The organism is Bradyrhizobium sp. PUT101 (assembly GCF_052043945.1).
GTDB lineage: Bacteria > Pseudomonadota > Alphaproteobacteria > Rhizobiales > Xanthobacteraceae > Bradyrhizobium.
Map to the genome: position 1 here is coordinate 4316685 of NZ_CP197207.1, position 20522 is coordinate 4337206.

Here is a 20522-nt window from a genome sequence, read left to right on the forward strand (position 1 = left end):
CACCATAGATAGGGCGAGGTTAAGACGCGATTAACCATCGGCCGCCGCCTGCGTCCAGAGCGGGAATATCGAGCCCGGATCACAACCGGATGCATGGCCCGGTCGAGGCCGCTGATCCACGGCCTTTCCGGTGACATCCAGGAACGCCGATGCCCGGGACAAGCTCGGGCACGACGAGTTTGGCGGCATAAGCGCGCTCAGCGTCCCGGCAGCTTCTCGAACGTCTTCATGCCGGCAGGGATCGCGTGGAACTCCTGCATGTCGCACGTGTAGATCGCCATTTGCGGATGGAACTGTCCCGGCTCGTCTAGCGTGCCGACCTTCAAGACCGCGGCCGGCAGGCCTGGAACCTTGGTCACCAGATGCGTGCCGCATTCGGCGCAGAATTCGCGCGTGACGGCGCGTTCGAGATCCTTGCGCGCGAACTGCCTGGGTTGCCCGGTGATGTAGGTGAAACCGGCCGCCGGCATCGCGATGAAGGTGTTGGGCGCGCCGCCCGAGATGTACTGGCACTCGCGGCAATGGCACTGCGCCTGCATCATCGGATCGCCTTCGGCCACGTAGCGCACCTCGCCGCAATAGCATCCGCCTTCCAAACGCATGACGACCTCCCGATTGTTATCTTTGTAGGTCGATATTTCTGCGCCCGCGACGCGGAATGGCAATCCTTTTCTTAGGCCCCGAGCAAAAGAAAGGGGCTCCAGCTTGCGCTGGAGCCCCTCAACGGTCAGGGCATTGCCGGGTATGTGCCCGAACCGGAGTTGTGGACGCGGCCTCGATGAGACCGCGTCCCGGGAGGAGACTTACATGTTGTAGGCGCGCTCGGTGTGCTCGGTGATGTCGAGGCCTTCACGCTCGCTCTCGACATTGGCACGGAGGCCAACGATCACATCGACGACCTTGTAGAGAATCGCCGAACCGACGCCCGACCACACCAGCGTGGTGCAGACGGCCTTGATCTGGGCGAGCATCTGCGTGGCGAAGTCGTAATCGGCAACCTTCGGCGGGATGGCCGTGTAGTCGACGATGCCAGCGCCGCCGAGAGCGGGGTTGACCAGGATGCCGGTGCCGATGGCGCCGACGATGCCGCCGATGCAGTGCACGCCGAACACGTCGAGCGAGTCGTCGTAGCCGAGCGCGTTCTTCACGACGGTGCAGAAGAACAGGCAGACCACGCCGACGATCAGGCCGAGGACGATCGCGCCCATCACGCCGGAGAAGCCGGCTGCAGGCGTGACGGCCACGAGACCCGCGACAGCGCCGGAGATGACGCCGAGCACGGAGGGATGACCCTTGATGATCCACTCCGCGAACATCCACGACAGCGCGGCGGCCGCGGTGGCGACGAAGGAGTTGGTCATGGCGAGGGCTGCGCCGCCGCTGGCCTCCAGGTTGGAGCCGGCGTTGAAGCCGAACCAGCCGACCCAGAGCAGCGAGGCGCCGATCATCGACATGGTCAGCGAGTGCGGAGCCATCAGCTCCTTGCCGTAACCGACGCGCTTGCCGATCAGGAGAGCGCCGACGAGACCTGCGATGCCGGCGTTGATGTGCACCACGGTGCCGCCCGCGAAGTCGATCGCGCCCATCTTGAAGATCCAGCCGGCGTCGGCGTTGATCTCGTCGAGCTTGGCCTGCGCCGCGGTCTTCGCCGCCGCATCACCCGCCGCAGCCAGAGCCTTGGCCGCGTCCTGGATCATGTCCGGGCCGGGCCAGTACCAGACCATGTGCGCGATCGGGAAGTAGATCAGCGTCACCCAGAGAGGGACGAACAGAGCAAGCGCCGAGAACTTCATGCGCTCGGCAAAGGCGCCGACGATGAGGGCGGGCGTGATCGCCGCGAACGTCATCTGGAAGCACATATAAATGAGCTCCGAGATGTTGGCGTCGACCGAGAATGTCGCGGCCTTCGAGTCGGTGGTGACGCCCATCATGAAGGCCTTGGAGAAGCCGCCGATGAAGTCGGAGCCGCCGGTGAAGGTGAGGCTGTAGCCGTACACGGCATAGATCACGGTGACGACGCAGACGGTGTAGAACACCTGCATCAGGACGGAGAGCATGTTCTTGGAACGGACGAGACCGCCGTAGAACAGCGCGAGGCCGGGGATCGTCATCAACAGCACGAGCACTGTCGATGTCATCATCCAGGCGTTGTCTCCCTTGTTGACCGTTGGCTCGGCGTAGGCTGCGGTCGCAGCGAACAGGCCGACTGCGAGAGCCGCCAATCCCGCGCCATAGGGACGCTTGAACGTCATATTATTCACTCCTGATTGGATAAGGTTGAGCGCGAAATCAGAGGGCCGCGGCATCGGCCTCGCCGGTGCGGATGCGCACCGCATGGTCGAGGTTGATGACGAAGATCTTGCCGTCGCCGATCTGTCCGGTTTTCGCCGCGGACGTGATGGCGTCGATGGTCTTGTCGACCTGGTCGGAGGCGACAGCGACCTCGATCTTGATCTTGGGCAGGAAGCTCACGGCATATTCGGCGCCGCGATAGATTTCCGTATGGCCCTTCTGGCGGCCATACCCCTTGACTTCCGTCACCGTGAGACCGTGAACGCCGATGGCGGTCAGGGCGTCACGGACTTCTTCCAGCTTGAATGGCTTAATAATCGCCATAACAATTTTCATGGGTCCTATCCCCGCTTGGGCCCGGTCCGGACGTGGCCGGGCGTTTCTCGACTGGTTCGCCACGAGGGAGAAGATTCACTACGCGGGCACAGCCGGGACCCTAGAATCAAATGCCGTGCCAGATCGGACGCGTTGCCTAACGGACTATGAAAACGGGTGTTTTCGCGTCTGACGGGTATTGCAGTGCGGTGCGCTATTACGTCGCGCTTAAAACGTGGTCACACCTGCTCAAATCGACGGCATGACAGGCTGTCGACACAATGTTGCCCATGCGTCGGGCAGCGGAAAGGTAATGAAGTAGCGTCGGCGCCTACTGCAGGGCTTCACCGTGCTGCGAAATATCCAGTCCCTCGAGTTCCTGCTCACGGGATACGCGCAAAGGCACGAACAGGCCGACCAGCTTGAGCAGGATGAAGCTCACGCCCGCCGACCAGACGAACGTGACGGCGACCCCGAAGAACTGGATCAGGAGCTGCTGAGGATGGCCCTCCAGCAGGCCGGCGGTGCCGCCGATGGCGCTGGTCGCGAATACGCCGCCAAGTAGGGTGCCGGTCAACCCGCCGATGCCATGGACGCCGAACACGTCGAGCGAATCGTCATAGTTGAAACGGTGCTTCAGCCAGGTACAGGCCCAGTAGCAGACCGCCCCGGCGACGATACCGATGACGATGCCGTGCCAGGGGGCGACGAAGCCCGAGGCCGGCGTGATGGTGCCGAGCCCGGCCACCGCGCCGGAGATCATGCCGAGCACGGAGGGCTTGCGCCGCGTCGACCATTCGATCGCGCCCCATGTCAGCGCGCCGGCGCAGGCGGCAAGATGGGTCGCGATGATCGCCATCACCGCGCGTGAGTTCGCCGCCAGCGCCGAGCCGCCGTTGAAACCGAACCAGCCGACCCACAACAGGCCGGTGCCCATCACCGCGAGCGACAGATCGAACGGCGAGAGATTCTCGGTGCCGTAGCCGTGACGGCGCCCCATCACCTTGGCCGCAACGAGGCCGCCGGTGCCCGCCGACAGGTGCACCACGAGGCCGCCGGCGAAATCCAGCACGCCCATGCCGGCGAGGAAGCCGCCGCCCCACACCCAATGCGCCAGCGGAATGTAGACGAAGATGAACCAGGCGACCGAGAAAAGGAGATAGGCGGAGAACCGCATGCGGTCGGCGACCGAGCCCACGACCAGCGCCACCGTGATGATGGCGAACGTCATCTGGTACAGCATGAACAGCGATTCCGGGATCGTCTTGGCCGCAGGGTTGACGCTGTCCATGGTCATGCCGGCGAGAAACCAGCGGTCGAGCGTGCCGATCCACGGGCCGTCGCCAACGAAACAGAGCGAATAGCCGAACGCCACCCAGAGAATGGAGATCAGTGTCACCGCGGCGAGGCTCTGCGCCATGGTGGCGAGCACGTTCTTCTTGCGCACCATGCCGGAATAGAACAGCGCGAGCCCCGGGATCGTCATCATCAGCACCAGCGCAGTGGCGACGATCATCCAGGCCGTGTCGGCGTTGTTGATCTCGGAGCCGGCGGCATGCGCCGGCAAAGTCATGATGGACACAAGCCCGATCGGCGCAGCCATACACGCTGCGCGGCGCAACCATCCCGCCATGTCGTTCCCCCAGCATCAATTGGCGTCGCACGCTGTGGCGTCGTTGCTCGGTGCGATCGAAGATTTATCGAAGCGTTTTCGAGCGAAGTGGATACCGGTTCGCGTCGAGAAGACGTGTCAAACCGAAACCTAGAGCGCGTCGCTGTCGGTTTCGCCGGTGCGGATGCGCAGCGCATGGTCGATCGGCGTGACGAAGATCTTGCCGTCGCCGATCTGCCCGGTACGGGCGGTCGCGGTGATCACGCTGACCGCCTTGTCGGCAACCTCGGAGGCGACCGCGATCTCGATGCGCAGCTTGGGCAGGAAGTTCACGACATATTCGGCGCCGCGATAGATCTCGGTGTGGCCCTTCTGCCGGCCGTAACCCTTCACTTCGGTCACGGTCATTCCGTGGACGCCGATCGCGGTCAGGGCCTGACGGACCTCATCGAGCTTGAAGGGTTTGATGATCGCGACGACGAGTTTCATGGTCAGGCCTATTCCCCGGGATGCACCGCGCCGTATGTCCCCGGCGCAGCGTCAATCTGGCATCTTTCCGGGCAAATGGCATAAAAAAGTTGCAGATTGAAGCGGAAAAACGTCAGGCCGTGTGAACGGCCGCCTCTGTACAGGGCAACCGTTCATCATTCACAATGCATTTTTGGCATGGATGCGGTGAACCCGCGGCGTTCGAGCGGTACAAAAGAGTTTTGGGGGACGCTTCATGGCGAGTTGGTTCTACGCATCCGAGGGCAAGCAGCAGGGGCCGTTTCCGGAGGCGCAATTCCGCGATCTGATCGCCCAGGGCACCGTGCGCCCGGATACGCTGGTGTGGACCGAGGGCATGGCCGGCTGGCAGAAGGCCGCCGAAATCCCCGGCCTGATCGGAGGTGGCGCCCCGCCGATGATGCCGGCCGGCGGTCCGCCGATGATGGGTTCCGGCGGCTATGCCGGCACGGGCAGCGGCAGCTCTCTGGCGGTCGATTTCGACATCCTGGAATTCACCTGGCGCAGCATCGTCCTGCTGATCGGACTGATCTTCGTCATCCCGGCGCCGTGGGTGTTCGTCTGGTACACGAAATGGATCGTGTCCTGCGTGAAGGTCCCGGGCCGACCCAATCTCAGCTTCACCGGCGATGCGATGGCGCTGGTGCCGTGGTATTTCGGCTTCATCGCTCTGGTGATCGCCCTCAGCTTCATCGGCAGCGAGATCTTGAGCAACCTGCTGTTCATCGCGCAGATCGGGCTCTACTGGCTCCTGATCAAATGGATGGTCGCCAACCTCGCTTCCAATGGGCAGCCGCTGGGCTTGAGCTTCACCGGCTCGGTCTGGGCCTATGTCGGCTGGAATCTGCTGTTTGCGATTTCCATCATCACGATCATCGGCTGGGCCTGGGTCGCCGCGGCCCAGATGCGCTGGTTCTGCCGCAGCGTCGAAGGCACGCGGCGCGAGATCGTGTTCAGGGGGAGCGGTCTCGACATTCTCTGGCGCGGCATCGTCGCTGCAATTCTGTGCAGCCTGATCATCCCGATTCCGTGGGTCTATCGCTGGATCATGAACTGGTTCGCCTCGCAGACCGAGCTCGTTCCGCGCGGTTCGCTCGGAGCATGACCCGGGAAGCCATAAGCGCGATCTATCGCGTCTATCGCGCTATGCCTTCCGCTCGCGCACGGATCCTTCCTGCGCGACGGAGGCGACCAGCGTGCCATCAGGCTTGAAGATCGAGCCGCGGGTCAGGCCGCGGCCGCCGCGTGCACTCGGCGAATCCTGCGCGTAGAGCAGCCATTCGTCGGCGCGGAAGGGGCGGTGAAACCACATCGCGTGGTCGAGGCTCGCCGGCATCATGCGCTTGTCGAACAGCGTGCGGCCATAGCGCGCCATGATCGCATCGAGCAGCGAGAAATCCGAGGCATAGGCGAGCGCGCACATATGCAGCGCCGGATCGTCGGCCAGCTTTGCCGCGGTCTTGATCCAGACGTGGATGCGGCCGTCCTCGATCTTCTGGCCGAAATAGCGGCCGAGCTCGACCGGGCGCAGCTCGATCGGGCGGTCGGATTCATAGTAGCGGCGGATGAAGTCCGGCATCTCCTTGAACATCGGCTGCTTCGCGACCTCCTCCGCCGTGAGCTTCTCCGGCGGCGGCACGTCGGGCATCTTGTCCTGATGGTCGAACGCGCTCTCCTCCTCGGCGTGGAACGACACCATGATCGAGAAGATCGCGTTGCCGTGCTGGATCGCGGTGACGCGGCGGGTCGAATAGCTCTTGCCGTCGCGCAGGCGTTCGACCTGGTAGATGATCGGGATCTGCGGATCGCCCGGCAGGATGAAATAGCAATGCAGGGAATGCGGCAGCCGTCCCTCGACGGTGCGGCACGCGGCAACCATTGCCTGCCCGATCACCTGGCCGCCGAACACCCGCTGCCAGCTCGTCTTCGGGCTGTTGCCACGGAACAGATTCACCTCGAGCTGCTCGAGGTCGAGGATCGAAATGAGGTCGATCAGGCTTTTGGACATGATGGTGCTTTCGAAGACCTCGTCATTCCGGGGCATCGCGATAGCGATGAACCCGGAATCCCGAGCTGATAACCTCTGGATTCCGGGTTCGCGCTTGACGCGCGCCCCGGAATGACACATCGGGCCATTCGGCCCTTGTTTCACCGCACTGTTTCGCCCAGCTCAAGTCTGCTAGCAAGACCGAGAATTGACCGGGAAACTTGGTATGTCGGTACAGGGTAGCATTGTCATCGGTGGCGGCGCGTTTGCGGGGCTTGCGCTGGCCCTGGCGCTGCGCCAGGGGCTCGGGCCTGAGATTCCCGTCATCGTCGCCGATCCCGCGCTCGGCACACGGCCGAGCCGCGATCCCCGCGCCACCGCGATCGTGGCCGCCTGCCGCCGCCTGTTCGAGACGATCGGCGCCTGGGACGCCGTCAGGAGCGAGGCGCAGCCGATCCTCGACATGGTCGTCACCGATTCGAAGCTGGAGGACGCCACCCGTCCGGTGTTCCTCAACTTTGCCGGCGATGTCGCGCCGGGCGAGCCCTTTGCGCATATGGTCGAGAACCGCCGCCTGATCGATGCGCTGGTGGTGCGCGCGGAAGCCGAGGGCATCGATCTCCGCGCCACCCCGGTTGCATCCTACGACGCGCGCTCCGACGGCATCGACGTGACGCTTGGCGACGGCAGCGTGATCGCGGCGAGCCTGCTGGTTGCCGCCGATGGCGCGAGGTCGAAGCTGCGCGAGCGCGCCGGCATCGTCACCCATGGCTGGGAGTACGACCAGTCCGGCATCGTCGTCACCGTCGGCCATGAGCGCGATCACGAGGGCCGCGCCGAAGAGCATTTTCTGCCGGCGGGCCCGTTCGCGATCCTGCCGCTGTCGGGAAAACGCTCGTCGCTGGTATGGACCGAGCGCCGCGCTGAAGCCGCGCGCATCATTGCGCTCAGTGACGAGGAATTTCACGGCGAGCTCGAGCAGCGCTTCGGCCTGCATCTCGGCGAGGTGAAGGCGCTCGACAAGCCGCGCGCGTTTCCGTTGTCCTATTTCGTTGCGCGTTCCTTCATCGCCGAGCGCCTCGCGCTGGTCGGCGATGCCGCCCACGTCATCCACCCGATCGCGGGCCAGGGCCTCAACATGGGCCTGAAGGATGTCGCCGCGCTGGCGGAAGTGGTCGTCGATGCCGCGCGGCTCGGCATGGATATCGGCGGCGCCGACGTGCTCGAACGCTACCAGCGCTGGCGCCGCTTCGACACCATGGCGATGGGCGTTGCCACCAACTCGCTGAACTTCCTGTTCTCCAACCAGTCGACGCTGTTGCGCACGGTGCGCGACATCGGCCTCGGCCTCGTTGACCGCGCCCCGCCCCTGAAGAACCTCTTCATCCGCCAGGCCGCGGGGCTCACCGGCGAGGTGCCGCGGCTGTTGAAGGGCGAGGCGTTGTAGCGCGGGAGCTTGCCGCACTCTCCGCTGTCGTCCCGGACAAGCGCGCCCTAAGCGCGCGCAGATCCGGGACCCATACGCCGCAGCAGGAATTTAGCGAAGATTCGGAGTTACCACTTCGACCTACAACCACTTCCTGTGGTTATGGATCCCCGCGTTCGCGGGGATGACACCGAGAGTGTGGCGCGCTCACCGTTCTAAACGATGAAGCTCCGCCCGGACTACAAGGTCAATCGATCTTGCGCGCCTCTTCCGGCAGCATGATCGGGATGCCGTCGCGAATGGGATAGGCGAGCTTGGCGCTGCGCGAGATCAGCTCCTGCTTTGCAGAATCGAACTCCAGTGGGCCCTTGGTCAGCGGGCAGACCAGAATCTCCAGCAATTTGGGATCGACGCTGGCTTCGGGACGTTCGGTGGGCGCGTTCATGGGATTCTCCGGCAGTCGGTTGCCTCCAAAGCATGATCCGGAAAAGTGCGCAGCGGGTTTCCGAAAAGATCATGCTTAGACAACGACCTAAATCGCGATGACGATTCATCCTCATCGCATCGCGCTTTAGCATGGAAATTCGCGCCCGCCCATCGCGGGCCTAGGCCGAGACCATCGCCAGGAGCTCGTCGAGCAGGGCCTGAAGCCGCGCGGCCGGCACCGGCGGGCCGGACAGGGCGAAACCGAGAAATGTCCAGTACAGGATCTGCGCGCGGGCCTGCGCCGTCGCCGGGGTGAGACCGCGCTTGTCCAGCAGCTCTTCGATATAGTCGAGCCTGCGGCGGTCGATCGCGCGCACCGCCCCTTGCGCCGCCGCATCGAAGGCCGCCCAGTTGCGCACCGCGCGCTCGAGCTCGAGCCGCGCGCCGAACGATCTCCGCAGCAGCGTCCTGAGCGGCTCGTCGCTGGCGGCTTCGACATCGGCGATGATCCGCTCGGCCGCGATCTCGCGCCAGCGCTTCAGCACGGCGGCGTGGAACGCGGCCAGGTCGGCGAAATGCCAATAGAAGCTGCCGCGCGAGACGCCCATGGCCTTGGCCAGCGGATCGGCCTTCAGCGCCGTGAAGCCGCTTTTGGCAAGCGCCTTCAGGCCCTCCTTGATCCAGTCGTCGGCGGAAAGTTGTTCGGTCATGCCCGGCTCCGGATGGCGACCATACACTAATGTATTGACAGCCTGGAGCAAGGGGTGCATATCCATACAGTGCTGTATGGCATCTTTGTACGGATGGAGCTTCGGATGCGCGACCTTCTCCTGCAATGTTCCGGCCTCGCCGCAATCGTGCTGGCATTGATCCACGGCCTGCTCGGCGAGACCAAGGTCTTCGCCCGCGCAAGCATCGAGCCGGCGCGCCTGCGCACGCTGATCCGACTGGTCTGGCAGGCCGGCACGGTGGCGTGGATCGGCGGCGGCGTGCTGCTGCTGGTTGCGCCCCGGCTGGAGTCGAGCCTCGCCCGGCACTGGATCGTCGCCACGCTCGCCATCGTCTTCGGCTTTGCGGCCCTCGCCAACGCCTTCGCCACCCGCGGCCGCCATTTCGGCTGGGTCGGCATGGGGGCTGTCGTCGCGCTCGCGGTCGCCGGTTACTAAAGCATGATCCGGAAAAGTGCGCAGCGGTTTTCCGAAAAGATCATGCTTAAACAACGACCTAAAGCGCGATGACGATTCATCCTCATCGCATCGCGCTCTAGCGGGTTCATCCGGCCTGTGAGGCGTGAGCCCAGCAGTGGGACACGTTAGAGCTTATCTAAAACGAACCAGGTCCGTACCCGATTGACTTCATCTCCTCCTTTGCTTCCTTCGGTAGGCCCCGCGGCTCTGCGGGCGCCCACGAGAGGAGGAGAGGTTCGTGAAGGTCATTCGCGTTGTTGCCATTGCACTGACGATCGGAATTGGCACGGGATCGACGGCCATGGCCGACGGCTTCAAGGATTGCACCAAGCTCGACAAGGGATCGTGGAAGCCGGCCGCCGAAGCCGAAGCCAAGGCCAAGGCGCTGGGCTATGAGGTGCGGCGCTCCAAGATCGAAGGCTCGTGCTACGAGGTCTACGGCGTCAAGGAAGGCAAGCTCTACGAGCTGTTCTACAGCCCCGAAGACCTCAGCCTGAAGCACACGATCGCCAAGTAGGCTGCGACGCCAATCGCACGACGCAATCTGTGCCAAGCAAGGCTTGAGGGTGGTCTTCGCTTGATCGAAGAAACGCCAGACGCGCGCGGGGTGTTCGACCGGACCCCCGCCGAGCGAACAGCTCCGCGGACGATCGCGGTCTGGGACCTCCCGCTGCGCCTCTGGCACTGGGCTCTCGCGGCTGGCGTCCTGGCCGCGTGGTTCACGCCGACGGATTATGACGGCCTTCACCGCGTGCTCGGCTATACTGTGCTGGGGCTTCTCGCTTTTCGCCTGGTCTGGGGCTTCTGGGGAAGCCGCTATTCGCGCTTCCGGATGGTCGGCGTCAGGCTTCGCGCGTCGCCTCGCTATCTCTGGAATCTGCGCCGCGGCATCACCGGCCGCTATATCGGGCTCAATCCCGCCGGCACGTTGATGCTGATAGCGCTGATGGTCTCGCTCGCCGTTTCGACGATCACGGGAGCGATGTCGGTCACCGTCACGTTCTTCGGCGTGTGGTGGGTCGAAGACGCCCACCATTATTCATCGGATGCGGTCATCGTCCTTGTCGTGCTCCACGTTGCCGGCGTGGTGCTGATGGGAATTCTGCAGCGTGAGAACCTGATCCGCGCGATGGTCACCGGACGCAAGCGCATCCGGCATCATTCATAAAATTCTGAAGGCCACATTCCCTCCTCGTCATGGCCGGGCTTGTCCCGGCCATCCACGTTTATCTGTGTGGCAAAGACGTGGATGCCCGGGTCAAGCCCGGGCATGACGGAGCTTGTAGTGCTTACAGTCTCACTGCAACGGCGGATCGCCGCTGGTGCGCTTCTTGGCGAGGTCCATCTCGGTGACGGCGATCAGGATCTCGGCGCGGGTCTTCAGGTCGGGCGCTTCCAGCATCGCCTGCTTCTCCGCCGGGCCATAGGGCGACATCATCGCCAGCGCGTTGACGAGCGCCTCATTGGGCGCGCTCTCGACGCCTTCCCAATCGACCTTGAGATTGTTGGCCTTCAGGAAGTCGGCCAGCACGGCCAGCAGCGCCTCGCGATCGACCTCCTCCTCGCCCATGCGCGCGGTGAAGTCGTCGACGAAGGCGAAGAAGTCCACCTTGCACTGCCGGTAGGCGGTCAGCACTTCGAGCTCCTCGACAACCTTGAAGCGCGCGACGCCGGTGAGCTCGAGGATGTAGCGGCCGTCGCCGGATTCGGCGAGCTGGGTGATACGGCCGACGCAGCCGACGCGGAACAGCGCCGGCTTGTCGGAATTCTTCGGTGAATGCGCCGCGTCGGGCTGGATCATGCCGATCAGGCGATGCCCGTCGCGAAGGGAATCGTCGACCATCGCCAGGTAGCGCGGCTCGAAGATGTTGAGCGGCATCTGGCCGCGGGGCAGCAGCAGCGCGCCCGGCAGCGGAAACACCGGAATGATCTCCGGGAGGTCGGCGGGCCCGCGATATTCGATGTTGATCGGCATCTGCCCGGTCCCCCTGGCGTCGCCAGCGCGCCCTTACGAAAACAGGATCGTCGACAAACGTTTCCGTCCTTCGACGGTTGCATCATCCGTGCCGCCCCAGGCCTCGAAGAACTGCACCAGCTGCTTGCGGGCGCCGTCGTCGTTCCACTTGCGGTCGCGCTTGATGATCTCGAGCAGCTGCTCGGTCGCCGCCGCGCGATTGCCTTGTGCGTTGAGCGCGGTGGCGAGGTCGAACCGGGCCTGATGGTCGAGCGGGTTTGCGGCGACTTTCTGTTCCAGCTCGGCGACCGGTCCAAGTGATTTGGCCTGCTCGGCGAGATCGATCGCGGTCTGCACCGCCTTCACGGCCGGGTCGTTGCGCTTGGACTCGGGCACCATGGCCAGCGTCTGCTTGGCCTGCTCCATCGCGCCGGAGACGGCGTAGCACTTCGCAAGGCCGGCAAGTGCCGCGATATTGGTCGAATCGTGCTGGAGCGCCTCGGCATAGATCTGCGCCGCCGCCGCCGTATCGCCCTCGGCGAGCACCGCTTCGGCCTCCTGCACGATCTCGGCGACGTTGACCTCGCCCGGCGCGGTGACGCCCTTGGTCAGGCGCTCGATGAAGGCATTGATCTGGCTCTCGGGCACCGCACCCATGAAGCCGTCGGCCGGCTGGCCGTTGACGAAGGCGATCACGGCCGGGATCGACTGGATGCCCATCTGGCCCGGGATTGCCGGATGCTGGTCGATGTTCATCTTGACCAGCTTGACCTTGCCCTTGGCCGCCTTCACAGCCTTTTCGAGCACGGGGGTGAGCTGCTTGCAGGGGCCGCACCACTCCGCCCAGAAATCGATCAGCACCGGCTGGCGCTTCGATTCCTCGATGACGTCCTTCACGAAGGTCTGGGTGGTGGTGTCCTTGATCAGGTCGGCCGCAGCCGGGCCCGCCGCTCCGTTACCCTGGTCGATGATCGTCACGGGATTCCCTCGTCATGTCTGGAATGACGGCTCTTTAGCACGCCGCCACATCATATGCTTGTGGTCGGCTCCTAAATTGGGCCGAATGGGCCGAATTTCAATCCAGGGCCTCCGATTCGCTGGTTCCGGGGCCTTTCCGGTCGATTTGGCGAGCTTCGGCGTCCATTGGGGCCCTCAATTGCGAATTGAGGCCGCCGGTAGCTGTTGCATTCCCCTCCCGCTTTTGGCATACGACAGCCGTTGCCGGCGCGTCACGCGACCGACACAGGATGCGGGTGTAGCTCAGTGGTAGAGCACGACCTTGCCAAGGTCGGGGTCGAGGGTTCGAGCCCCTTCGCCCGCTCCAATTTTTCCCAGAGCATCCAGCCGAACCGGGTCGGGCCGTGGTTTTCCGCGCCGCTGACGGCTGTATTGTTGAGTTTCGCATGACAATTCTGATCACCGGCAGTGCCGGCCATCTCGGTGAAGCCATTCTCCGGACGCTCCAGGCGCGCGCCTCGTCCGTGCGCGGGATCGATCTGAAGCCATCGCCCTTCACCGATGCCGTCGGCTCGATCGTCGATCCCGCATTCGTGCGGGAGCAGATGGATGGCGTCACCGCCGTCATCCACACCGCGACGCTGCACAAGCCGCACGTGGCGACGCACTCCAAGCAGGACTTCGTCGACACCAACGTCACCGGCACGCTCAATCTGCTCGAGGCGGCCGCGGCGGCGGGCGTGAGGAGCTTCGTCTTCACCAGTACCACCAGCGCGTTCGGCTCGCAGCTCCGCCCCGAGGCGGGACAGGCGGCGGTGTGGGTCACCGAGGATCTGCCGTCGGTGCCGAAGAACATCTACGGCACCACCAAGCTGATGGCCGAGAACCTCTGTGAGCTGTTCTTTCGCGAGCGCGGTTTGCCCGTGCTGGTCTTGCGGACCTCGCGCTTCTTCCCCGAGGACGACGACGATCCTTTGATGCGGTCGGCCTACGCGCTCGAGAACGCGCAGGCCAACGAGCTGCTCTATCGCCGGCTGGACATCGCGGACGCCGTGAGCGCGCATCTGCTGGCCGCCGAACGCGCGCCGAAGATCGGCTTCGCCCGCTACATCGTCTCGGCCACCAGCCCGTTCGAGCAGCGTCATCTCGCCGCGCTCGCGCGCGATGCCGCGAGCGTCGTGCGTGAGCTCTATCCGGAGTGCGAGCGGCTCTATGCGGCGCGCGGCTGGCGGCTCTTCCCCGCGATCGACCGCGTCTATGTCAACGACCGCGCGCGGCGCGAGCTGGGCTGGCGGCCCGAATTCGACTTCGCGCATGTGCTGCGCAGCCTGCAAGGTGACCGCGATTTTCGTAGCATGCTGGCACGCGAGGTCGGGTCGAAGGGCTATCATGACACGGGGTTCGACGATGGGCCCTACCCCGTCGCCTCGTAAGCGCCGCGATCGCCATTTTGCTCGACGCTTCAGATATCTGTCCGGCGTCACCGGCAGCGGGCCAGCCTGAGCCGTTCTACTGTGCATGGGGTTGTTTTCGCGTTGTTGCATGAGCCGCCCCTCGTGCCGCCGGCAAAACGATCCGCGCGCCACTTTGATTCCGCGCTGCAGCGAGAGATTTGTCGTCGCGGCGTTCGCCCCCTCATTGACATTCCGTCTCAATTTTTTCTGAGCGCGAAGGCGGTGCAGGCGGCGCGCTTCTCACCGTTCGCAGATGTGCTAACCTTTTTGTGTCTGTCGTTCTGACGGACCCAAAACTTCGCCTCTCGACAGGTAAAATTAAAATAACGCGCAGCCCTGACGGCTGCCTTAGGGGAGTGACGCGATGAAATTCCATAGATCCATCTTTCAATCCGTTCTGGCGCTTGCAGCGGTTGCCCTTCTCGCGGGGACCAGCGCTGGCCACGCGCAACAGCAGGACAAGAACCGGGGGCTGAAGAAATACGAATCCGGCACCAAGGAGTTCTGGACCCATCCGCCGGACGACTGGTTCCTCGGTGACGAGAACGAGGCGCAGAAGGGCCTCGCGCCGCCCTCGGGCCCGCCGACCGGCGCCTCCGACGCCGAGCTCGCCAACATCGTCAAGAAGATCAAGCTGCCGTCCGGCTTCAAGATCGAGGTCTACGCCTCGGGCGTGCTGGCCGCGCGGCAGATGGCCTGGGGTGACAAGGGCACGCTGTTCGTCGGCTCGTTCGGCCTCGGCAACGTCTATGCCATCAAGGACAACAACGGAAAGAAGGAGGTCAAGACCGTCCTCAAGGGCCTGAACATGCCCACCGGTCTCGCCTTCAGGGACGGCGCGCTCTACGTCATCGCCGTCGACAAGCTGATCCGCTACGACAACGCCGAAGCCAATCTCGATAAGCTCGGGCAAGGCAAGGTCGTCTATGACGACATGCCCTCCTATGCCGCGCATGGCTGGAAATACATCGCGGTTGACAAGGAAGGCTGGTTCTTCCTGCCGTTCGGGCCGCCCTTCAACATCGGTATCCCGCCGACCAGCGTCTCGCAGATCCGCCGCGTCGATCCCAAGACCGGCAACGCCGAAATCTGGGCGCTCGGCGTTCGCAACTCGGTCGGCGGCGACGTCGATCCGCGCACCGGCAAGCTCTGGTTCACCGAGAATGCCCGCGACTGGATCAGCGACGACTTGCCCAGTGACAAGCTGAACATGATCAACAGGATCGGCGAGCATTTCGGCTATCCCTATTGCCACCAGGGCAATCTGCCTGACGACAAGTTCGCGATGGGCCACAAATGCTCCGAGTTCACGCCGCCCGTGCTGAATCTCGGCGCCCATGTCGCTCCGCTCGGCATGAAGTTCTATACCGGCGACCAATTCCCCGCCGAGTACAAGAACAACATCCTGATCGCCGAGCACGGCTCCTGGAATCGCCACAAGTACCAGGGCGCGCGCATCATGCGCGTGATCGTCGGGCCGGACGGCAAGAATCCCAAGCAGGAGATCTTCGCTTCCGGCTGGCTCGAGGGCGACCAGGGCTATCTCGGCCGACCCAACGACATCATTCTCGCCAAGGACGGGTCGATCCTCGTCGCCGACGACTGGGCCGGCGCGATCTACCGCATCAGCTACAGCAAGAAGTAGCGCGCAGGAGAAACAGAGGCTGCGGTAGCCCGCCAGGTACCGCAGTCAATTTTGTTTGATTCACCGTCGTTCCGGATTGCGCGACTTGCGCGCAAGTCCGGAACCCATAACCCCGATCCGTGGTTATGGATTCCGGGCTCGCGCCCAGTGGCGCGCCTCGGAATGACGACCTCGACATATCGGAATTCCCATCATGCGCCGGCAGTTCATCTCGTCCGCAATCAGCACGGTTGCGCTCTTCGCGCTTGCCTTCCTCCCCGCAAGTGCCGCCGACGTCGCCGCCGGCAAGGCCAGGGCGCAGATCTGTGCCGGTTGCCACGGCGAGAACGGCATCTCGCAGACCGAGAACATCCCCTCGCTCGCCGGCCAGCCCGATCAATTCCTGCAATGGCAGCTGGTGTTCTTCCGCGCCGGCTCGCGCAAGAACGAGCAGATGCAGCCGATCGTCGAGGAGATCACCAACGACGACATCCGCAATCTCGGCGCCTATTTTTCTTCGCTGACGCCGCCGAAGGGAGCCGAGGACGGGGATCCGGACCTGTCGAAGAAGGGCGCGCAGGTCGCCGCCGGCCGCCGCTGTGCTTCATGCCACACGGACAGCTATGCCGGCACCAAGGGAGTCGCGCGGCTCGCGGGGCAACGCGAGGAATATCTCGTCAAGGCGCTGCACGACTACAAGGCCGGCCAGCGCGTCGGTGGCGGCGTCGCCGCGATGGTCGATGTCGCCTATCACATGAGCGACGAGGAAATCACGGCTGTCTCGCACTATCTCGCGAATTTCAAATAACGCGGGATGCTGCGGCAAACACAGCTCGTCATCCCGGGACGGGCAAAGCGCGAGCCCGGGATCCATAACCACAGGATGGCGTTCTGCGAAGACTCGGAGTCCCCACTTCGCTCAATAACCACTCTCTGTGGCTATAGGTCCCGGGTTCGCGCCCCGGGACGACAGCGGATTGTGTGGTTACGACCTACCCCGCCCGCTGCTTCTCATACGCCTTCAGATGCGTGTACGCGATGCGCAGCTTCGGTACCGGCACCTTGGCCGCATCGGCCCGCGCGATGAGGTCGCCGATGACGTGATCGGCCTCGACCGGCAGGCCTGCCTTGATGTCGCGGAACATCGAGGCGGTCGTCGGCGAGCCTTCGGTGGTGAGGTTGCCTTTCACCCGCTCGAAGAACGGCCCGCCCGGCGGATAGCCGGAGGCGGCGGCGATCGCGCTGGTCTCGTCCAGCATGCCGAGCAGGAAATCCCGACCGCCCGGAGCCGCAAGGATGTCACCGACTGAGGCGCGCATCAGGCTGGTGGATGCCGCGAGCGAGGAGAGGAACACCCACTTCTCCCACATGTCCTGCATGATGTTCTGGCTGGCGGTGGCGCCAATGATGCCGCTCTTGAAGGCTTCGTCGATTGCCTTCACCCGGTCCGACATCTTGCCGTCGCGCTCGCCGTAGTTGATCGACTGCATCGGCTGGAGCTGCACCACCTCGCGCTTCTCGTTCAAGGTCGCCGCGATGGCGCAGAGGCCGCCGAGCACTCGCTCCTTGCCGAACCTGGCATCCAGCGTGTCGAGATGCTTCATGCCGTTGAGCATTGGAATGATCGCGGTGTTCGGTCCGACCGCCGCGGCAAACGACTTGATGGCGTCGTCGAGGTCGAACGCCTTGCAGCTCAGGAGCACGACGTCGAACTTGTCCTTTAGCGCGTCCGCCTGCACGGTCGGCGGATTCGTCAAGGTCACGTCGCCGTTCGGGCTCTTGATGACGAGGCCGGCGCTCGCCAGCTCGCTGGCGCGCCGGGGCCGGACCAGGAAGGTGACGTCGCGGCCGGCCTGCAACAGCCTGCCACCAAAATAGCCGCCGATGGCGCCGGCGCCGACCACGAGGATACGCATGGGACAAACTCCGTTATTGTTGTTCTTCAGGCGAAAGCGAATGGCGAATAGGGGGTAGCGAACAGGATAGCAGATAACGAAACGCGAGTAACGCTCTCACTACTCGCCATTCGCTACTCGCCCTTTCCCAGCACCATCTCCTCGACCTCGCGCAGCTGCTCCTTCCCGAAGAACATCTCGTTGCCGACGAAGAAGGTCGGCGAGCCGAACGCGCCGCGGGCGACCGCCTCCTCGGTGTTCTTGATCAGCTTGCTCTTCACCTCGGGTTCCCCAGCGCGGGCGAACAACTTTTGCGCGTCGAGACCGGAGGACGCCAGCGCCTTCGCCGCGATTTCAGGGTCGTCCATCTTCTTCGGCTCGCGCCACATATGGTGGAAGGCGGCCTCGACGTATTTTTCGAAGACGCCCTCGAGCTGCGCCGCGATTGCCGCGCGCATCAGGTTCAGCGTGTTGACCGGGAAATGCGGATTCCAGACATAGGGCTGGACATGGAAGCGCTTGATGAAGCGCTCGGTCTCGACCGCCTGGAATTCGCGCTTGTTCTTGATGCCGGCCAGGGTTTCGGCCGGCGACTTGTTGTTCGTCGACTTGAAGATGCCGCCGAGCAGGATCGGCACATAGTCGAACTTGACGCCGATCCGCTGCTCGATCGCCGGAATCGCCAGATGGCTGAGATAGGCATTGGGGCTGCCGAAGTCGAACAGGAATTGCGGGGCAGTGCGGGTCAAACTCATTCTCCCTGACGTCGCTTTTCGTCATTGTGGCGCAGGCCGCGCCTGAGGTCCACGGTTTAATGACGGTCATAATACTTAAGGCCGTCAGATCAGACGCTTGATCGCCTGCTTGCGCCACACCAGGACGTAATAGCCCATCTGCAAAACGAACATGGCGCAGAACACGATCGGATAGGCAGCCCAGACGCCCGCAAGGCCGACCGTGCGGCTCAGGATCACCGCGGCCGGCAGCTCGATCGCGACAATCGCGAAGATCGACAGCAGCATCGGTGTGAACGCGACACCGGCCGCACGCATCGCGCCTGAAAACACCGTGGCGAGGCCGAACGGCACCGAGCTCCACAAGGCGATGTACAGCAGCCCTTTCGCCAGATCGAGGACGGCGCCATCGGTGATGAAGATGCCGAGCACCGCGCGCGGCGCGAGATAGATCAGCGCCACCAGCCCGCCGGTCAGGACGAGGTTGAACATGAGGCCGGTGCGCACGATGCTGTCGAGCCGCGTCCTGTCGCCGCCGCCGACGGCCTGGGCGCCGAGGATCGAGACCGCGATCGAAATCGACATCGCCGTGAACTGCGTGTAGCCCATCACCTGGTTGACCGCGCCGTATGCCGCCGTGGCGTCGGACCCATAGCCGTTGACGAGGCCGAGCAGCACCAGCTCGGCGATCGCCATCGCCACCATGCCGATGGCGCTCGGCAGTCCGATGCCGAGCACCTTTCCGAGCACGGCGCCGTTCAGCCGCAGATGACGCAGCAACGCAGCGTCGGGCGCGAGCGCGTGCTTCTTCCGCAGCAGATAGGCCGTCAGCACGATCAGCGTCATCGCATTGGCGATCGCAGATGCCCATGCCGGACTGGTGATGCCGGCCGCCGGCAATCCGGACGCGCCGCGGATCAGCAATGGCGTCAGGATCAGGCCGGTCGCAGTCGACAACGCCAGCGCCAGCAGCGGTGTCAGCACGTCGCCGACGCCGCGGATCATTGCGGTCATCAGCAGGAAGACGAAGCCGAGCGGCATGGTCAGCAGCATGATCCTCGCATAGGCGCTGGCCTCATCGAGAATGTCCGCGGGCGTGGCGAGCGCCATCATCAATTGACGGCTGAAGAGCCCGCCGATCAATGCAACCGAAATCGACAACAGCAGGCCGACCGCGAGTGTCGTACCCGCGATGATCTTGATCCGGCCGTGCTCGCCCGCGCCGAAGGCCTGGCCGATCAACACGGTGGCGCCGGTGCTCAGCCCCATGACGAAGGCGAACAGGAAGAACATCACCGGGAAGAAGACCGAGACCGCGGCGAGCGCGTCGACGCCGATCATCTGGCCGAGATAGACATTGCTGACGGTGCCGAACAGCGATTGCAGCGCGTTGCTCAGCATCAAGGGTGCGAGGAAGCGTAGGAATGTGGTCCAGAGCGGTTTTGGGGCGGACATGGATCGGCCTTTCATCAGGGCGTGCGGAGCCGTTGCCGCGCAATGCGCGGCTCGGCCGTCGATGGGGTTGTGAAGAGCGGTGCCTTAAGCGCGGTCGCTGTAGGCGAGCTTGACGATGTGGTCGCGGATATCAGTCGGCCAGTCGGCGATCAGTCCGGCGAAGCGCCGCCGGTCGTCCACGAACAGCGCGCGCGAGGCCTCCTCGAACTGCGGCAGATTGCCGGCCATGGTCGACATGAAGTGATAGGCCGCATCGCGCGCCTGGCGCTCGCGGTCCTTGGCACCGCTCGCGCGCCTGGCCTCGTCGACGAGCTTGCGCAGCGCGACCGAGGCGCCGCCCGCCTGCGCATTGAGCCACTCCCAGTGTCGCGGCAGCAACGTCACCTCGCGCGCGACCACGCCGAGTTTCGGCCGGCCGCGGCCGCGCGGCTCTACGGGTGCCTCGGCCGTCTCGGCCGGCGGCGGTGCCAGCTTTTCCAGCCGCGCCAACACCTCGCGATCCGCGCCGCGCAGGTCGAAGTCGATCGACCGGCCCGTCCCGTCGTCGAAGATGATGATCGGCTGGTCCAGCGGCTGGGTTGCCCGCTTGACGGCGAGCGCGACTTCGCCCGCCGTGCCGGAGGCCAGCCGGCGCTGGCCGACGAACGCTGTGTAGGTACCTTGCATTGGAATCATTGCCATATTGATCGCGTTGGCA

The 20522-nt window shown here is 64.2% G+C and carries 22 protein-coding genes and 1 tRNA gene; 9 read left to right on the plus strand and 14 right to left on the minus strand.

The genetic code is table 11. From position 1 onward, the window contains the following. Window positions 1-197 precede the first annotated feature (197 nt). From ACSHT2_RS20905 to ACSHT2_RS20925, 5 genes are all read right to left on the minus strand, one after another. Window positions 198-602 carry a GFA family protein gene (locus tag ACSHT2_RS20905; RefSeq protein WP_440636209.1) on the minus strand — a complete coding sequence of 135 codons (405 nt, stop codon included), beginning with the start codon at window positions 600-602 and terminating at the stop codon, window positions 198-200. A 201-nt stretch (window positions 603-803) separates the two neighbouring features. After that, window positions 804-2252: an ammonium transporter gene (locus ACSHT2_RS20910; RefSeq protein WP_440636211.1), complete on the minus strand. Its 1449-nt coding sequence runs from the start codon at window positions 2250-2252 to the stop codon at window positions 804-806. Window positions 2253-2289: 37 nt separating this feature from the next. After that, the gene (locus ACSHT2_RS20915; protein WP_008142813.1) at window positions 2290-2628 is read right to left on the minus strand and encodes a P-II family nitrogen regulator; all 339 of its coding nucleotides are present in this window, start codon (window positions 2626-2628) and stop codon (window positions 2290-2292) included. A gap of 310 nt (window positions 2629-2938) precedes the next feature. Then, complete coding sequence (locus ACSHT2_RS20920; protein ID WP_440636213.1) at window positions 2939-4240, minus strand: ammonium transporter; 1302 nt, start codon at window positions 4238-4240, stop codon at window positions 2939-2941. A gap of 129 nt (window positions 4241-4369) precedes the next feature. Then, window positions 4370-4708, minus strand: a complete 339-nt coding sequence (locus tag ACSHT2_RS20925; RefSeq protein ID WP_440636215.1) for a P-II family nitrogen regulator — start codon at window positions 4706-4708, stop codon at window positions 4370-4372. A gap of 235 nt (window positions 4709-4943) precedes the next feature. On the opposite strand from ACSHT2_RS20925, the gene ACSHT2_RS20930 reads away from it, so the two are divergent. Next, a complete protein-coding gene (locus tag ACSHT2_RS20930) occupies window positions 4944-5831 on the plus strand; it encodes a GYF domain-containing protein (RefSeq protein WP_440636217.1) in 888 nt (295 codons plus the stop codon). A gap of 39 nt (window positions 5832-5870) precedes the next feature. Here ACSHT2_RS20930 and tesB read toward each other — a convergent pair whose 3' ends face one another. Then, complete coding sequence (tesB, locus tag ACSHT2_RS20935; RefSeq protein WP_440636219.1) at window positions 5871-6734, minus strand: acyl-CoA thioesterase II; 864 nt, start codon at window positions 6732-6734, stop codon at window positions 5871-5873. A 205-nt stretch (window positions 6735-6939) separates the two neighbouring features. On the opposite strand from tesB, the gene ACSHT2_RS20940 reads away from it, so the two are divergent. Next, window positions 6940-8160 (plus strand): ubiquinone biosynthesis hydroxylase, encoded by a 1221-nt coding sequence (locus tag ACSHT2_RS20940; protein WP_440636220.1) that lies wholly within the window; start codon window positions 6940-6942, stop codon window positions 8158-8160. Between the two features lie 226 nt (window positions 8161-8386). Here ACSHT2_RS20940 and ACSHT2_RS20945 read toward each other — a convergent pair whose 3' ends face one another. Together ACSHT2_RS20945 and ACSHT2_RS20950 are read right to left on the minus strand one after the other, a co-directional pair. Further along, window positions 8387-8584, minus strand: a complete 198-nt coding sequence (locus tag ACSHT2_RS20945) for a Trm112 family protein (RefSeq protein ID WP_007598651.1) — start codon at window positions 8582-8584, stop codon at window positions 8387-8389. Between the two features lie 160 nt (window positions 8585-8744). Further along, complete coding sequence (locus tag ACSHT2_RS20950) at window positions 8745-9275, minus strand: TetR/AcrR family transcriptional regulator (protein ID WP_440636223.1); 531 nt, start codon at window positions 9273-9275, stop codon at window positions 8745-8747. A gap of 105 nt (window positions 9276-9380) precedes the next feature. On the opposite strand from ACSHT2_RS20950, the gene ACSHT2_RS20955 reads away from it, so the two are divergent. The 3 genes from ACSHT2_RS20955 (at window position 9381) to ACSHT2_RS20965 (ending at window position 10920) form a co-directional block, all read left to right on the plus strand. Beyond that, a complete protein-coding gene (locus ACSHT2_RS20955; RefSeq protein ID WP_440636224.1) occupies window positions 9381-9731 on the plus strand; it encodes a hypothetical protein in 351 nt (116 codons plus the stop codon). A gap of 259 nt (window positions 9732-9990) precedes the next feature. Further along, window positions 9991-10269 carry a PepSY domain-containing protein gene (locus ACSHT2_RS20960; RefSeq protein ID WP_440636226.1) on the plus strand — a complete coding sequence of 93 codons (279 nt, stop codon included), beginning with the start codon at window positions 9991-9993 and terminating at the stop codon, window positions 10267-10269. Window positions 10270-10329: 60 nt separating this feature from the next. Next, a complete protein-coding gene (locus ACSHT2_RS20965) occupies window positions 10330-10920 on the plus strand; it encodes a cytochrome b/b6 domain-containing protein (RefSeq protein WP_440636227.1) in 591 nt (196 codons plus the stop codon). 129 nt (window positions 10921-11049) lie between these two features. On the opposite strand, the gene ACSHT2_RS20970 is transcribed toward ACSHT2_RS20965, so the two are convergent. Together ACSHT2_RS20970 and trxA are read right to left on the minus strand one after the other, a co-directional pair. Further along, entirely contained in the window at window positions 11050-11727 is a 678-nt protein-coding gene (locus tag ACSHT2_RS20970; RefSeq protein WP_440636229.1) for an LON peptidase substrate-binding domain-containing protein, read from the minus strand. A gap of 33 nt (window positions 11728-11760) precedes the next feature. After that, window positions 11761-12684: a thioredoxin gene (gene trxA, locus ACSHT2_RS20975; RefSeq protein ID WP_028177007.1), complete on the minus strand. Its 924-nt coding sequence runs from the start codon at window positions 12682-12684 to the stop codon at window positions 11761-11763. Between the two features lie 271 nt (window positions 12685-12955). Here trxA and ACSHT2_RS20980 point away from each other — a divergent pair. The 4 genes from ACSHT2_RS20980 to ACSHT2_RS20995 all read left to right on the plus strand — a co-directional run bounded on the left by ACSHT2_RS20980 (window position 12956) and on the right by ACSHT2_RS20995 (window position 16549). Continuing rightward, window positions 12956-13030, plus strand: a tRNA-Gly gene (locus ACSHT2_RS20980). A 79-nt stretch (window positions 13031-13109) separates the two neighbouring features. Next, window positions 13110-14096 (plus strand): NAD-dependent epimerase/dehydratase family protein, encoded by a 987-nt coding sequence (locus tag ACSHT2_RS20985; protein ID WP_440636231.1) that lies wholly within the window; start codon window positions 13110-13112, stop codon window positions 14094-14096. Between the two features lie 385 nt (window positions 14097-14481). Beyond that, window positions 14482-15762 carry a PQQ-dependent sugar dehydrogenase gene (locus ACSHT2_RS20990; protein ID WP_440636233.1) on the plus strand — a complete coding sequence of 427 codons (1281 nt, stop codon included), beginning with the start codon at window positions 14482-14484 and terminating at the stop codon, window positions 15760-15762. Between the two features lie 193 nt (window positions 15763-15955). Further along, the gene (locus ACSHT2_RS20995) at window positions 15956-16549 is read left to right on the plus strand and encodes a c-type cytochrome (RefSeq protein ID WP_440636234.1); all 594 of its coding nucleotides are present in this window, start codon (window positions 15956-15958) and stop codon (window positions 16547-16549) included. 184 nt (window positions 16550-16733) lie between these two features. Here ACSHT2_RS20995 and panE read toward each other — a convergent pair whose 3' ends face one another. The 4 genes from panE to ACSHT2_RS21015 all read right to left on the minus strand — a co-directional run bounded on the left by panE (window position 16734) and on the right by ACSHT2_RS21015 (window position 20506). Then, window positions 16734-17657 carry a 2-dehydropantoate 2-reductase gene (panE, locus tag ACSHT2_RS21000; protein ID WP_440636236.1) on the minus strand — a complete coding sequence of 308 codons (924 nt, stop codon included), beginning with the start codon at window positions 17655-17657 and terminating at the stop codon, window positions 16734-16736. Window positions 17658-17770: 113 nt separating this feature from the next. Then, window positions 17771-18385 (minus strand): 2-hydroxychromene-2-carboxylate isomerase, encoded by a 615-nt coding sequence (locus tag ACSHT2_RS21005; protein WP_440636238.1) that lies wholly within the window; start codon window positions 18383-18385, stop codon window positions 17771-17773. Between the two features lie 90 nt (window positions 18386-18475). Beyond that, the gene (locus ACSHT2_RS21010; protein WP_440636240.1) at window positions 18476-19825 is read right to left on the minus strand and encodes an MATE family efflux transporter; all 1350 of its coding nucleotides are present in this window, start codon (window positions 19823-19825) and stop codon (window positions 18476-18478) included. 84 nt (window positions 19826-19909) lie between these two features. Then, window positions 19910-20506 carry a DUF2239 family protein gene (locus ACSHT2_RS21015; protein WP_440636242.1) on the minus strand — a complete coding sequence of 199 codons (597 nt, stop codon included), beginning with the start codon at window positions 20504-20506 and terminating at the stop codon, window positions 19910-19912. Window positions 20507-20522: the final 16 nt, after the last annotated feature.

Bases quoted from the DNA above. Each gene is read 5' to 3' on its own strand.
- ACSHT2_RS20905 (WP_440636209.1), bottom strand. From the start codon at position 602: ATGCGTTTGGAAGGCGGATGCTATTGCGGCGAGGTGCGCTACGTGGCC.
- ACSHT2_RS21015 (WP_440636242.1), bottom strand. From the start codon at position 20,506: ATGGCAATGATTCCAATGCAAGGTACCTACACAGCGTTCGTCGGCCAG.
- ACSHT2_RS20995 (WP_440636234.1), top strand. From the start codon at position 15,956: ATGCGCCGGCAGTTCATCTCGTCCGCAATCAGCACGGTTGCGCTCTTC.
- ACSHT2_RS21010 (WP_440636240.1), bottom strand. From the start codon at position 19,825: ATGTCCGCCCCAAAACCGCTCTGGACCACATTCCTACGCTTCCTCGCA.
- panE (WP_440636236.1), bottom strand. From the start codon at position 17,657: ATGCGTATCCTCGTGGTCGGCGCCGGCGCCATCGGCGGCTATTTTGGT.
- ACSHT2_RS20925 (WP_440636215.1), bottom strand. From the start codon at position 4,708: ATGAAACTCGTCGTCGCGATCATCAAACCCTTCAAGCTCGATGAGGTC.
- ACSHT2_RS20940 (WP_440636220.1), top strand. From the start codon at position 6,940: ATGTCGGTACAGGGTAGCATTGTCATCGGTGGCGGCGCGTTTGCGGGG.
- ACSHT2_RS20950 (WP_440636223.1), bottom strand. From the start codon at position 9,275: ATGACCGAACAACTTTCCGCCGACGACTGGATCAAGGAGGGCCTGAAG.
- ACSHT2_RS20930 (WP_440636217.1), top strand. From the start codon at position 4,944: ATGGCGAGTTGGTTCTACGCATCCGAGGGCAAGCAGCAGGGGCCGTTT.
- ACSHT2_RS20910 (WP_440636211.1), bottom strand. From the start codon at position 2,252: ATGACGTTCAAGCGTCCCTATGGCGCGGGATTGGCGGCTCTCGCAGTC.
- ACSHT2_RS20920 (WP_440636213.1), bottom strand. From the start codon at position 4,240: ATGGCGGGATGGTTGCGCCGCGCAGCGTGTATGGCTGCGCCGATCGGG.
- ACSHT2_RS20955 (WP_440636224.1), top strand. From the start codon at position 9,381: ATGCGCGACCTTCTCCTGCAATGTTCCGGCCTCGCCGCAATCGTGCTG.
- tesB (WP_440636219.1), bottom strand. From the start codon at position 6,734: ATGTCCAAAAGCCTGATCGACCTCATTTCGATCCTCGACCTCGAGCAG.
- ACSHT2_RS20990 (WP_440636233.1), top strand. From the start codon at position 14,482: ATGAAATTCCATAGATCCATCTTTCAATCCGTTCTGGCGCTTGCAGCG.
- ACSHT2_RS20970 (WP_440636229.1), bottom strand. From the start codon at position 11,727: ATGCCGATCAACATCGAATATCGCGGGCCCGCCGACCTCCCGGAGATC.
- ACSHT2_RS20945 (WP_007598651.1), bottom strand. From the start codon at position 8,584: ATGAACGCGCCCACCGAACGTCCCGAAGCCAGCGTCGATCCCAAATTG.
- ACSHT2_RS20915 (WP_008142813.1), bottom strand. From the start codon at position 2,628: ATGAAAATTGTTATGGCGATTATTAAGCCATTCAAGCTGGAAGAAGTC.
- ACSHT2_RS20985 (WP_440636231.1), top strand. From the start codon at position 13,110: ATGACAATTCTGATCACCGGCAGTGCCGGCCATCTCGGTGAAGCCATT.